At 45.0% G+C, this 12676-nt stretch carries 13 protein-coding genes; 1 reads left to right on the top strand and 12 read right to left on the bottom strand.

The annotated features are described in order from the left end of the window. Positions 1 to 175: 175 nt before the first annotated feature. The 9 genes from J7E35_RS10575 to J7E35_RS10535 form a co-directional block, all read right to left on the bottom strand. The gene (locus J7E35_RS10575) at positions 176 to 625 is read right to left on the bottom strand and encodes a hypothetical protein (protein WP_214779562.1); all 450 of its coding nucleotides are present in this window, start codon (positions 623 to 625) and stop codon (positions 176 to 178) included. Positions 626 to 949: 324 nt separating this feature from the next. Next, positions 950 to 1570 carry a thymidine kinase gene (locus J7E35_RS10570; protein ID WP_214779561.1) on the bottom strand — a complete coding sequence of 207 codons (621 nt, stop codon included), beginning with the start codon at positions 1568 to 1570 and terminating at the stop codon, positions 950 to 952. A 497-nt stretch (positions 1571 to 2067) separates the two neighbouring features. Further along, the gene (rpmE, locus tag J7E35_RS10565; RefSeq protein ID WP_214779559.1) at positions 2068 to 2277 is read right to left on the bottom strand and encodes a 50S ribosomal protein L31; all 210 of its coding nucleotides are present in this window, start codon (positions 2275 to 2277) and stop codon (positions 2068 to 2070) included. Between the two features lie 143 nt (positions 2278 to 2420). Then, a complete protein-coding gene (gene rho / locus J7E35_RS10560; protein ID WP_167831280.1) occupies positions 2421 to 3695 on the bottom strand; it encodes a transcription termination factor Rho in 1275 nt (424 codons plus the stop codon). A 292-nt stretch (positions 3696 to 3987) separates the two neighbouring features. Further along, entirely contained in the window at positions 3988 to 4950 is a 963-nt protein-coding gene (gene glpX / locus J7E35_RS10555) for a class II fructose-bisphosphatase (RefSeq protein ID WP_041964630.1), read from the bottom strand. A gap of 254 nt (positions 4951 to 5204) precedes the next feature. Continuing rightward, positions 5205 to 6491: a UDP-N-acetylglucosamine 1-carboxyvinyltransferase gene (locus J7E35_RS10550; RefSeq protein ID WP_214779556.1), complete on the bottom strand. Its 1287-nt coding sequence runs from the start codon at positions 6489 to 6491 to the stop codon at positions 5205 to 5207. Positions 6492 to 6797: 306 nt separating this feature from the next. After that, entirely contained in the window at positions 6798 to 7445 is a 648-nt protein-coding gene (gene fsa, locus J7E35_RS10545; RefSeq protein WP_214735491.1) for a fructose-6-phosphate aldolase, read from the bottom strand. Between the two features lie 100 nt (positions 7446 to 7545). Next, positions 7546 to 8403, bottom strand: a complete 858-nt coding sequence (locus J7E35_RS10540; protein WP_214779554.1) for a class II fructose-bisphosphate aldolase — start codon at positions 8401 to 8403, stop codon at positions 7546 to 7548. A gap of 320 nt (positions 8404 to 8723) precedes the next feature. Beyond that, entirely contained in the window at positions 8724 to 9092 is a 369-nt protein-coding gene (locus J7E35_RS10535; protein WP_041964634.1) for a response regulator, read from the bottom strand. Positions 9093 to 9290: 198 nt separating this feature from the next. On the opposite strand from J7E35_RS10535, the gene J7E35_RS10530 reads away from it, so the two are divergent. Then, complete coding sequence (locus J7E35_RS10530) at positions 9291 to 9812, top strand: DUF2529 domain-containing protein (protein WP_214779552.1); 522 nt, start codon at positions 9291 to 9293, stop codon at positions 9810 to 9812. 106 nt (positions 9813 to 9918) lie between these two features. Here the strand turns inward: J7E35_RS10530 and J7E35_RS10525 are convergent, their stop codons facing one another. The 3 genes from J7E35_RS10525 to J7E35_RS10515 form a co-directional block, all read right to left on the bottom strand. Next, complete coding sequence (locus J7E35_RS10525; protein ID WP_214779550.1) at positions 9919 to 11520, bottom strand: CTP synthase; 1602 nt, start codon at positions 11518 to 11520, stop codon at positions 9919 to 9921. Between the two features lie 262 nt (positions 11521 to 11782). Beyond that, positions 11783 to 12349 (bottom strand): DNA-directed RNA polymerase subunit delta, encoded by a 567-nt coding sequence (gene rpoE / locus J7E35_RS10520; RefSeq protein WP_214779548.1) that lies wholly within the window; start codon positions 12347 to 12349, stop codon positions 11783 to 11785. Between the two features lie 117 nt (positions 12350 to 12466). Then, entirely contained in the window at positions 12467 to 12673 is a 207-nt protein-coding gene (locus J7E35_RS10515) for a hypothetical protein (protein WP_214780091.1), read from the bottom strand. Positions 12674 to 12676: the final 3 nt, after the last annotated feature.

Below are 12676 nucleotides of genomic sequence, written 5' to 3'. Positions count from 1 at the left end.
ATTGTGACTAGAAGAGTGCAAACGCCTCTGTCAGGTCAGCCTCGGCAAGTAATAGAACTGGAGTGAAAAGGTTAACTTTCTTATGAATGCAGAAACACGAAAGTGCCCTTGTACAGGCACCTTATAACGGAAAAAGCATGCCCTTTTTACGAGCATGCTGCTGCACTGCGAACTTCTATTGAATATCAACGTTAATGTCATAACGCGGCAATGCTCTGGTCAGCTTTTCCTGCAGTGTCTTTTGGGCATTTTCACGGTCTTTTCTGGTCACGCGGCCTTGAAGTTGTGCAGTAACGTTCATTTCGCCGCCGTTGATCCAGATCGAGCCCGGCTCATAGCCTGCATCAGAAATGACATCCTTCGCTTTTTGGACGTCCTGGGAAAAGCTATAGTGGTTTTCGTTATCGGTGTTCAGCAAATTCGGGTTCTGGTCGGTCATTGTCATGCCGTCATCCTGGTCCCTCGTGAAATTCGGACCGTCTCCTTCGCGGACTCCATCATCATCTCTATTCAAATCCATGCCAGCCTGGTCTTCATCCTTGTCATAAACTGATTCGGTATTATCCTGACCACATCCCGCGACCATAACCACTACAAACACAAGCAACATGAGTAATTTTTTCAAATTATGGCACCTCCCGTGGTTAAGTTGCCCTTTTCAAGGATGTATCATGCGTTTTCGGTAAGAATGCTGCTCAATTTGATTAAAATATTGGTGCTTTTTCTCAGAAAAAGTATTTTTTTTTGCAGGAATCCTTAACTGGAAAAATTATTCTCTTACTCAAGTTGGATAATTGCCCGAAGATAAGTGATATTTTCCCGAAGTTGGCCAATAATCTTTCCATGTTCAGCAATAATTGCCCAAAAAAGACGGATAATCGTGCCGTCATCCAAATATAGGAAGAATACCGCAAAAAAATCCCCCCGCTCACGGGAGGATCAAAACATTCTATTTTAAGCTTTCAGTCGTTTTCTCGATTTTCAGCTCATTTGGTGATTTTGGTACTTCATGGTGGTGTCTGCACCGCGGTTCGTAGGATTCAGACGCGCCAACGAGGATGATCGGGTCATCATAAGAGGCTGGCTTGCCGTTGATCAAACGCTGTGTACGGCTTGATGGCGAACCGCAGACCGCACAAACAGCCTGAAGCTTGGTCACATTTTCGGCGACCGCCATTAACGCAGGCATCTGTCCGAATGGCTCGCCGCGGAAATCCTGATCCAGGCCGGCAACGATCACACGGTACCCGCTGTCTGCAAGATGCTGGATTACCTGCAGGATTTCATTGTCAAAAAATTGCACTTCATCAATGGCAATGACATCGATATCAGGGTTGATATGCTTGAAAATATCAGTAGAGTTGGCAATAGGCTTTGCAGTAACTGCAGTTCCGTTGTGTGATACAACCGATTCTTCGCTGTAGCGGTTATCAATCGCAGGCTTGAATACAGCAATTTTTTGCTTGGCGAATTGAGTTCTGCGCACGCGGCGGATTAGTTCCTCGGATTTACCCGAGAACATGCTGCCGCAGATCAGTTCGATCCAACCGCTTTGTTTCATAACGTACATGGTCGGCCTCTCCTTCCTCGGTGGCGAATTTGGAAACGCAAGCCCTTGGGCAGCCGCGACAAGCGCTGGAGGGCCGAACGGTGAAGTCGTTCTTTGACTTCATCGAGCGGACCGAAGCGACTCTAGCTGCTTAAAGCTAACGCTTCTCGCAAGATACTCTAGGATGTTTAGTCATAGATGAAAACTGGCTAGGCGCTGGAGCTAGACAATTTTTAAATTCGAAAAATTAAAATCTTATCTTACACTAAGTAAGCTGTTTTCGTATTTTTACGGCTTCTTCATGCCATAAAGGTACGAAAAAAGCCTGTTTAAAAGTTCGACACTTTTTTCAGCTTTTTCCATTATAACAAAAATCAGTGCTGAATCCAGACTCAATATTAAAGTTCACGAAAATAAATTTATGTACCCAAAACACAGGCAGCTTTTCAAAAAAAGCAAAATAAAAAACAGGCAAGTCACAAAGCTTCTTGCCTGTTTGGTCGTTTCTTATATTACTATTACTGGTTGTCTTTAAGACCGTATTTCTTGTTGAAGCGGTCAACACGTCCGCCAGCTTCAGCAAACTTCTGACGTCCAGTATAGAATGGGTGGCACTCAGAGCAAGTTTCAACGCGAATCTCGTTCTTTACAGAACCAGTTTCGAATTCGTTTCCGCAAGCGCAAGTCACCTTAACTGTTTTGTAGTTTGGATGAATTCCTGATTTCATTCTTTTCATCTCCTTCCGCCCTGAATCATATCCGAAACAGAGTTATAATCAACGGTTATACCGTTATTGGAAAAACACACTGACCTCATTATAACAAGTCCAACTATATAATTCAAGTCAGTTTTTACAACCAAATTTTAGTATTAAGAACGCTTGTTATTGCCCTTCATTTCTTCGCCAAGGACAGCGAAGAAATCTTCATTCGACTTGGACAATCTCAGCTTGCGCAGGAATTTTTCCGCGAAATCCGGCGAATCTGACATCGATTTGCGGATAGCCCACAGCTTGTCCAGATGATCCTTTGGAATAAGAAGTTCTTCTTTACGCGTTCCGGATCTGCGGATGTCGATGGCCGGGAAGATCCTTCTTTCGGCAAGTGAACGATCAAGGTGAAGTTCCATATTACCCGTTCCCTTGAATTCTTCATAAATGACATCATCCATGCGTGAGCCTGTATCAACAAGCGCTGTCGCCAGGATTGTCAAGCTGCCGCCTTCCTCGATATTACGGGCAGCACCGAAAAAGCGCTTCGGACGGTGGAACGCCGCAGGGTCGATACCGCCGGACAATGTACGTCCGCTTGGCGGGATGACAAGGTTATAGGCACGCGCTAGACGGGTGATGCTGTCCATCAGGATGATGACATCGCGCTTGTGCTCAACTAGACGCATCGCGCGCTCAAGCACAAGTTCAGCAACCTTGATGTGGTTTTCAGGCACTTCGTCAAAAGTTGAGCTGACAACATCGCCGGCAACGGAACGTTCGATATCTGTTACTTCTTCCGGACGCTCATCGATCAATAGCACGATCAGTTCTGCTTCCGGATGGTTCGTTGTAATACTGTTGGCGATTTCTTTTAAAAGCATCGTCTTACCGGCCTTTGGCGGAGCAACGATTAAGCCGCGCTGGCCAAAACCGACTGGAGCGATGACATCCATGATCCTTGTTGACACTTTGTTATGCGTGGTTTCCAGCTTCATCTGGCGATCAGGATACAATGGCGTCAATCCTGGGAAGTGAACCCTTTCCTTAGCCGATTCAGGATCATCTCCATTGACTGCCTCAACCTGGAGCAAGCCGAAATAACGTTCATTCTCTTTAGGAGGACGGACTTTTCCTGATACTTTATCCCCGTTCCTTAAATCAAAACGGCGGATCTGCGAAGCCGAAATATAGATGTCTTCAGAGCTTGGCGAATAATTGATCGGACGCAGGAAACCGAAGCCTTCTGATTGGATGATTTCCAGGACACCTTCCATGAAAAAATAGCCCTGTTGTTCTGCACGCGCTTTTAAAATAGCAAAAATAAGTTCCTTTTTCGTTAATTTGCTGTAGTAAGAGACTTTATACTCCTTTGCGAGTTCATAAAGCTCTTTTAATTTCATATTTTCTAAGCTTGAAATATTAACTTCCATAATGTCACCACGCCTTAAAATATTTCGATTTCCCCCATAAAAAATGTATTAAGAATATCAGCGTATGGATGGAAAAAGAAGAAATGAGTTACCTTTGAAGGTTGTAAGAAGGAATTAATGAAGGTGTACAACTGATTTGTGTTCATTCTAATCAACATGAGCAGTAAAACAATTTTCATTTTACCCTTAAACAGGAAAAATAATCAATCTTTTTATTTATCAGCTCCCTTTAGCCGCACTACGCCGCAAAGGGAGCTGTTTTGTAAGGGTTACGGTTCTTCTTAAAAAAATAAAATTATTTCATTACCAAATGCGGCTTTTTCTTCAGGCTGTGCTGTCCTTCGATGAAGCGGACAGTGCCTGATTTTGCGCGCATGACGACTGAGTGGGTTGAGCCGTAAGAGCCTTTGAACTGGACTCCTTTAAGCAGTTCGCCATCGGTTACGCCTGTTGCGGCGAAAATGGCATCGTCACCGCGGACGAAATCTTCCATAAGGAGGACTTTATTGACATCGATGCCCATTTTTTTACAACGCTCAAGTTCTGCGTCATTTTGTGGAAGCAATCTACCCTGGATTTCGCCGCCGAGGCTTTTCAGCGCTACTGCTGCGATGACACCCTCAGGTGCTCCGCCTGAACCGAACAGGATATCCACGCCGGTAGTATCAAACGCTGTATTGATGGCGCCAGCAACATCTCCGTCATTGATTAACTTGATCCTTGCACCTGCTTCACGAAGCTGGGCAATGATATGTTCATGGCGAGGACGGTTCAATACCGTCGCAACAACATCTTCAATATCCTTGTTCTTCGCTTTAGCCACTGCCTTCAGATTATCAAGAACAGAAGCATTGATATCGACCATTCCGACCGCTTCAGGACCAACGGCAAGTTTATCCATATACATATCCGGTGCGTGAAGCAGGTTGCCGTTATCTGCTACCGCAAGGACTGCAAGGGCGTTCCAGCCGCCAGATGCGACAATGTTCGTTCCTTCCAAAGGATCGACAGCAACATCCAAACGCGGGCCATAGCCTGTCCCAAGCTTTTCACCGATATACAGCATCGGCGCTTCGTCCATTTCCCCTTCACCGATTACGACTGTGCCTTTCATCGGGATGGTGTCGAACACATCTCTCATTGCCGACGTTGCAGCATCGTCAGCTTCGTCTTTTTTTCCGCGTCCCATCCAGCGGGCTGAAGCAAGCGCCGCCGCCTCTGTCACGCGGACAAGCTCCATCGTCAAGCTACGTTCCATATGATCATCCCCTAATCATGAAAGGGGCTAATGCCTACCGAAATAACATACCTCTAAATCCCTTCCTATTCAGTCCGTTCCATTTATCAGCTTTCTCCTCATTAGCCGATTATGTCTGCGGAACTGTATAGAAAGCGAAACTTTGATGCTGCCGCAGTTGGCGGCTAGACAGTCAAATAGGTTATACTATTCTACGATTCCGATAAGCAATAGCACCACTTTTTGTATTGTACAGCTCTATTGTACTATACTTTTTATGATTTTTTTACCTCTTCTTGCTCTTCAGATGTCATATCTTCACGCCAAATCGTGGCACCGAGTCCATTGAGTTTTTCAACGATATGGCTGTAGCCGCGATCGATATGGTCAACACCGGTGATTTCAGTGACGCCTTCAGCCATCAGTCCGGCAATGACAAGCGCAGCTCCGGCACGGAGGTCACTGGCCTTTACTTTAGCTCCCTGAAGCTTGACCGGTCCGCTGATGATCGCCGATCTGCCCTCGACCTTGATGTTGGCATTCATTCTTCTCAGTTCGTCAATATGCTTGAAGCGTGCGCCATAAATGGTATCCGTCACGACACTTGAGCCCTCCGCTCTGGTTAAAAGCGCAGTGAATGGCTGCTGCAAATCGGTCGGGAAGCCAGGGTACACAAGCGTCTTGATATCGATTGCTTTATATTTTTCCGACGGCGCAACATAAATTTGCTCATCGCTTGCTTCAATTTTAGCGCCCATTTCCTTCAGCTTGGCCACAAGTGACTCAATATGCTGAGGAATGACATTATCGATCGTCACACCATCACCAATGGCAGCGCCAAGGATCAAGTACGTCCCTGCCTCGATCCGGTCAGGAATGATCGTATGTCGGCAGCCGTGAAGTTCGTCGACACCATCGATACGGATGACATCCGTTCCAGCACCTTTGATTTTCGCACCCATATTGGTAAGCAAGGTTGCTACATCAATGATTTCCGGCTCTTTTGCTGCATTTTCAATGATTGTGCGCCCTTTTGCCCGGACAGCAGCAAGCATGATGTTGATCGTCGCCCCAACGCTGACGACGTCAAGATAAATCCTCGCACCGCGAAGCTCGTCAGCACGCAGGTAAATCGCGCCCTGTTCGTTCGTCACGCTTGCACCAAGTGCTTCGAATCCTTTTATATGCTGGTCGATTGGCCTTGGGCCCAAATGGCAGCCGCCCGGCAGTCCGATGACAGCCTTTTTGAAACGGCCCAGCATCGCTCCCATTAAATAGTATGAAGCTCGCAGCTTTTTCACTTTTCCATTCGGCAAAGGCATGGAAATCATGGAAGACGGATCCACCGTCATTTCATTGTTCGAGAATTCAACAGAACCGCCGATCTCCTCCATCAAGTCCTTGAGCATATGAACGTCGGAAATATCCGGCAAACCTTCAATGGTCACAGGCGATTCAGCTAAAATCGTTGCTGGGATCAAGGCCACTGCACTGTTTTTTGCGCCGCTGACCCTAACAGTCCCTTTTAAAGGATAGCCGCCTGCAATCTTAAGCTTTTCCATTTTTGACTCCCTTCTAAGCCGTGATGTATTAAGGTCAAGCTGGAGATGCAAACTTTTTACAGCTAAGACCGATATAGGCTCTACTTAGATTTGATTACCGAAATCAACAAGGAACATTTTTCCATTAAAAATACTCAGATTCCGGGAGTTTTCTATTCCTTTAGTTTACACGATATTCCCAAATTCATGTAATAAAATGCAAAAAAGTTTAAATTGGGTAAAACTTCCTAACGAGCATCACATTAACACTTTAAACTACTGGGGGTCTGACCCCCAGTGCTGTAATGCGTTAATGTGTGTTGCGATTTACTGCCCGCGAGATTCCCAGTCTTTCAGGAATGCTTCGATGCCTTTGTCTGTCAGCGGGTGGTTGAACATTTGCTGGATGACTTTGTATGGTACGGTTGCGATGTGTGCGCCTCTTAGTGCTGCGTCTGTTACATGCTGTGGGTGGCGGATGGACGCGGCGATGATTTCTGTGTCGATGCCGTGGATGGTGAAGATGTCGGCAATCGTTGAAATCAGGTCGAGGCCGTTATGGCCAATATCATCCAGGCGGCCCAGGAATGGTGAAACGTATGTAGCTCCCGCCCTAGCTGCAAGCAATGCCTGGTTCGCACTGAAGACCAATGTTACATTCGTCTTAATTCCTTCTTTAGAAAAAACAGATACGGCCTTCAAACCTTCTGGTGTCATCGGAACTTTGATCGTGATGTTAGGAGCGATTGCAGCTAGCTCTTTTCCTTCTCTGATCATACCTTCTGCATCTAGCGCGATGACTTCCGCGCTGACGGAACCAGGAACTAGTTCAGTAATTTCCTTCAAGCGGTCTTCAAACTTCACATTCTTTTCTTTTGCCACAAGTGACGGGTTAGTTGTAACCCCGGATAAGATTCCAAGAGTATAGGCCTCGCGGATTTCTTCCATATTCGCAGTATCGATAAAAAACTTCATTTGTAAACGCCTCCAGTCGACAAAATTTTCAGTCTGATATAAATGGACAAAAACCGCCTTATTGTAAGGCGGTTTTAATTATAACAAAATTTTAATGCTATTACGCTTTATTAGAAGAACCGAATTCGCGCATTTTGCCGATTACAGTTTCTTTGATTGCGTCACGAGCTGGTCCAAGATATTTACGTGGATCATACTCTTCAGGCTTTGCAGCAAGAGTTTCGCGTACTGCTTTAGCTGAAGCAATTTGGTTTTCAGTATTAACGTTGACTTTAGCTGTACCGAAAGAAATAGCTTTCTGGATATCTTTTGTAGGGATTCCAGTTCCGCCGTGCAATACTAATGGTACGCCTGCAGTCTTGTTGATTTCTTCCATTTCCTTGAAGCCAAGGTTCGGTTCGCCTTTGTAAGGGCCGTGAACAGATCCTAGTGCTGGAGCCAGGCAGTCGATGCCAGTGCGCTGGACAAGTTCTTCACACTCTTTAGGATCTGCATAGATAACTCCGTCAGCAACGACATCATCTTCCTGTCCGCCAACTACTCCCAATTCAGCTTCAACAGAAACACCTTTTGAGTGAGCGTATTCTACCACTTTAGAAGTGATTTCAACATTCTCTTCGAAAGGACCGTGTGAAGCGTCAATCATGACAGAAGTGAAGCCTGCGTCGATTGCTTCTTTACATTTATCAAAGCTTGAACCATGGTCTAAGTGGATTGCGACAGGAACTGTTGTTTTGTAGTCCTCCATCAATCCTTCTACCATTTTTACTACTGTTTTGAAGCCGCCCATGTAGCGTGCAGCACCTTCAGAAACACCAAGGATTACTGGTGACTTCTCAGCTTCTGCAGCCTGAAGGATCGCTTGAGTAAATTCAAGGTTATTTAAGTTAAACTGCCCTACAGCGTAGCCTTCTGCATTCGCTTTTTTCAGCATTTCAGTCATTGAAACTAAAGGCATATCATTTCCTCCTTCATTTATGATCAATCGTCTTTTTGACTATGCTACCCTTTAAAAGGTTTTCCTTCTCTGCTTTTGATTATGTACCCGAGATGGCATTCATCAAAACGAAATGATCCTGTGGAATTCATAAGTATCATACCAAAAGAAAATCAGAATTGCCATTGTTCTAGCCTTGTTTTTGCAAGTGTCATAAAAATGCTATAAAGCAAGCGCTACCAATAGTTTCACTAGTCTGGAAACTGGGTTTTCCTCTTCTTTTTAAAAGGAAATGCCCTCTGAAAGTTCGAGAGGGCATTTCTATGTAAACTGTATAAAATTCACGAAACGGTTTGTGAGTATTTCTTTACAGCTGCCCGGATGTCGTCGATATCGAACGGCTTCGCGAAGTGGGTCAGCGCACCCAAATCCATTGCTTCCTGGATCATATCGAGTTCGCCGTAAGCGGTCATGATGATTACGCGGATATCCGGATCGATTACCTTCATTCTTTTTAGAATTTCAATTCCGTCCATACCAGGAATTTTCATGTCCAAAAGAACGAGATCAGGTGGATGCTTTTTCACGATATCCAGGGCCTGGACGCCATTTGCAGCCTGATACGTTTGATAACCTTCTTTTTGCAGCACTTCATTAAGTAGAATTCTGATGCCAAACTGGTCGTCTACAATAAGTATTTTTTCTTTCATGCCGCCTCTTCCCCCTAATAATGTAGTATGTTGTTAAATGTATTTGTCCAGGAAACGGTTTCGTCTTATCCCCATTTACACAATTCGTTAAAATGCTTGAAATTCCTCCCATATTTTCAAACTTATTTTTCGACAGATGCTTTTTCATTCCCATTGTAGTACTTTATAATCAGTATTGGCAAAAACGGAGGTGCTGTTATGTTAAAAATGTTTTCGACACAGCTGACAGGTTTGTTCAACAGACTTCAGGAAAAAGAAGAATTTTCAATCGAGGATGGAGCGCGCCTGCTGGCACAAGCTTCAGCTGGTGAGGGCACAATTTATATTTTAGGGACGAAGGAGATGCAGGCAGTTGCCCTTGAGGCCGTCTATGGCGAGGAGCCTCTGCAATCTGCTGCGATTTTCACAGAGGAAGTAGAATTAGAGGCTGCTGATCGCGTTCTGATTGTAAGCAGGTATGCAGATGACATAGAAGCTGTGGAAGCAGCGCTTGACTTGCAGGGAAAAGGGATTCCATTTGTGTCCATCTCCACTATTCGCGACGATCAAGAAGCTGCAAGTCTGGATACTCTGGCTGACGTGCACATCGATTTAAGAATCAAAAAAGGGCTCCTTCCTGATGAAATGGGCAACAGAGTCGGCTATCCTACTTCCATCGTCGCATTATTCATTTACTTCGGGCTGAAATTCACGATTGAGGAGATTTTGGAGGAGTACTAACAGAGTGGGTTTGGGACAACAGGTATTGCAATGAAGCCAACTGAAAATCCATATACACACAAAAAAGCCGGTGATTTCACCGGCTTTTTACTTATTTCCCCGCGGGTTATTTACGTGACTTGATTGATGCTTCGATGAAGTCCCTGAATAATGGCTGCGGGCGTGTTGGTCTTGATGTGAATTCAGGGTGGAACTGGGATGCCAGGAACCATGGGTGATCTTTCAGTTCGATGATTTCTACCAAACGACCATCCGGGCTTGTTCCTGAGAAGAGGAAGCCTTCTCTTTCCATAGCCTGGCGATATTCATTGTTGAACTCATAACGGTGACGGTGGCGCTCGTAAATCAAATCATCGCCATATGCCGCGAATGCTTTCGTGTCTTCACCAAGCTTACATGGATATAGTCCAAGACGAAGTGTTCCGCCAAGGTCTTCGATATCCTTCTGTTCTGGAAGAAGGTCGATAATCGGGTATGGCGTGCTTGGCATGATTTCCGCAGAGTGAGCGTCTTTCAGGCCAAGAACATGGCGTGCGAACTCAACGGATGCCAGCTGCATGCCCAGGCAGATTCCGAAGAATGGCACTTTGTTTTCACGCGCGTATTTGGTAGCAAGGATCTTCCCTTCGATACCACGGTCGCCGAATCCGCCTGGAACAAGGATGCCATCGACGTCGTTCAGCAATTCAACAACATTCTCTTCTGTTACTTCTTCAGAGTTTACCCATTTGATTTCAATATCGCTGTCAAATGCGTAACCTGCATGCTTCAGTGATTCAACCACTGAAATGTAGGCATCCTGAAGCTCCACATATTTACCGACAAGTGCAATTTTTGTTTTATCGGAAAGATGCGTTACTTTCTCAACAAGAGCATTCCATTCTGTCATGTCCGCTTCGCCGCAATCCAGCTTGAAGTGGTCGCATACAAGCTGGTCCATCTTCTGCTCCTGCAAGGCAAGAGGGATTGAATATAATGTATCAGCATCTGCAGCTTCGATTACCGCTTCTTTATCGATGTCACAGAACAGAGCAATCTTGTCCTTCATGTCCTGTGAAATTGGCATTTCTGTACGAAGAACGATGATGTTAGGCTGGATGCCAAGGCTGCGAAGTTCTTTTACGCTATGCTGGGTTGGCTTCGTCTTCATTTCACCAGCCGCCTTGATATAAGGAACCAATGTACAGTGAATGTACATGACATTGTCACGGCCAACATCGTTCTTAATCTGGCGGATCGCTTCAAGGAATGGCAGTGATTCGATGTCCCCTACTGTACCGCCGATTTCAGTGATGACTACGTCAGCGCCTGTTTCTTTTCCGGCACGGAAAACGCGGTCTTTGATTTCATTCGTGATATGCGGGATAACCTGTACTGTTCCGCCCAGGTAGTCACCGCGGCGTTCTTTTTTCAAGACAGTCGAATAGATCTTTCCTGTCGTCACGTTAGAATACTTATTAAGATTGATATCGATAAAGCGCTCGTAGTGGCCAAGATCCAAATCCGTTTCAGCTCCATCGTCTGTAACGAAAACTTCACCGTGCTGGTAAGGACTCATTGTCCCCGGATCCACGTTGATGTATGGGTCGAATTTCTGGATTGTGACGTTCATGCCCCTATTTTTCAGCAATCTGCCTAGAGAAGCTGCCGTGATCCCCTTACCTAATGACGAAACTACGCCGCCTGTTACAAAAATATACTTTGCCATTGTGTAATCCCCCTCATCAAACAGTTTGTACAATATGTACCTGTTTAATTGATTTATTAATAAAATTTTTAACTATTTCGGTGGTTTGCTTTTCACCAGCAAACCTATTTGACCGGGGGTTTTCAGCTTTCCTGACAAAATAAAAAAAACGCCCCGCATACATAGTATGGGGAGCGTTTTGGTGCTGTTTTACATAATCGTCCTTTTTTAAGGAGCCCAAAAAGTATTCTACAGCCGGTCCTGGTAAAAGTCAAGCTGTTAATTACAGTTCTTCGTCCTCGTCCTCTTCATCTTCCAGTGCCAGCTCTTCGTCTTCCTCTTCGTCTTTTAACAACTCGTCATCGTCTTCAAAGTCGTCAGTGTCTTCAAGGTCCTCATCGAATTCTTCTTCATCATCATCTTCGTCCAGGGCATCATCGTCATCATCTTCATCAAATTCGTCGATGTCATCGAAATCAAGATCTTCCTCATCAATCTCATCGAATTCGTCAAGATCGAGGTCATCCTCATCAACAGCCTTCTTCGATTTCTTTTTCTTAGGCTTGACTGTCGTGACATTGTCTTCTTCGATTTGGTCAACAGGATACCAGACGCGAAGTCCCCAGCGGCCTTCCCCCTGGGACATGAAACGTCCATCTATGTTTATATCTGTATAGAACTGAACCATTTTTTCGTTAATATCGGCCTCGTCCAACTTAAGAATGCTCTTGATTTCAGTCATCAGCTCTTGGAACGTGATCGCTTGCTTCTTTTCTTTTAAAATTTCGAAGGCAACTTCAATCAATGACATTTCTTGAAGCTCTTCTTTTGAGTATTGACTTAAACTCAATCTCCGCACTTCCTTTCTCTATTCCAGGCCTTACCCGGCCCTGCGTCCGAAAACAAGGAAAATATCCCAGAATGCATATTCTACATTATAAACAAATTCTAAACCTTTATGCCAGTTTTATCTGTCGTTTTCTTGCCTTTTTTCGCTTTCATCGTCCACTTTCCCGCTGCCAGTCCTTTTTCGCTTTTTAAGCTGGGCATATGCCATGAAAAAAAAGACAATCGAAAGAATGAAAAAAGATATCGCACCTAGCTGACGCTGGTAAAGATAATACATGGCTGCAGCTGCCATAACAGCTCCTGCCGATAACAACACAGATCTCACAAA

Source organism: Bacillus sp. ISL-45, assembly GCF_018613195.1.
Taxonomy (GTDB): Bacteria; Bacillota; Bacilli; order Bacillales; family Cytobacillaceae; genus Mesobacillus.
The sequence above is the reverse complement of the archived record's forward strand: the minus strand, read 5'-3'. Positions and strand labels throughout refer to the sequence as shown.

What these genes read in the sequence shown, in the direction of transcription:
- J7E35_RS10570 (WP_214779561.1), bottom strand. Translation starts at nt 1,570, where the DNA reads ATGTACGTTATGAAACAAAGCGGTTGGATCGAACTGATCTGCGGCAGC.
- rpmE (WP_214779559.1), bottom strand. Translation starts at nt 2,277, where the DNA reads ATGAAATCAGGAATTCATCCAAACTACAAAACAGTTAAGGTGACTTGC.
- glpX (WP_041964630.1), bottom strand. Translation starts at nt 4,950, where the DNA reads ATGGAACGTAGCTTGACGATGGAGCTTGTCCGCGTGACAGAGGCGGCG.
- J7E35_RS10550 (WP_214779556.1), bottom strand. Translation starts at nt 6,491, where the DNA reads ATGGAAAAGCTTAAGATTGCAGGCGGCTATCCTTTAAAAGGGACTGTT.
- fsa (WP_214735491.1), bottom strand. Translation starts at nt 7,445, where the DNA reads ATGAAGTTTTTTATCGATACTGCGAATATGGAAGAAATCCGCGAGGCC.
- J7E35_RS10540 (WP_214779554.1), bottom strand. Translation starts at nt 8,403, where the DNA reads ATGCCTTTAGTTTCAATGACTGAAATGCTGAAAAAAGCGAATGCAGAA.
- J7E35_RS10535 (WP_041964634.1), bottom strand. Translation starts at nt 9,092, where the DNA reads ATGAAAGAAAAAATACTTATTGTAGACGACCAGTTTGGCATCAGAATT.
- J7E35_RS10530 (WP_214779552.1), top strand. Translation starts at nt 9,291, where the DNA reads ATGTTAAAAATGTTTTCGACACAGCTGACAGGTTTGTTCAACAGACTT.
- J7E35_RS10525 (WP_214779550.1), bottom strand. Translation starts at nt 11,520, where the DNA reads ATGGCAAAGTATATTTTTGTAACAGGCGGCGTAGTTTCGTCATTAGGT.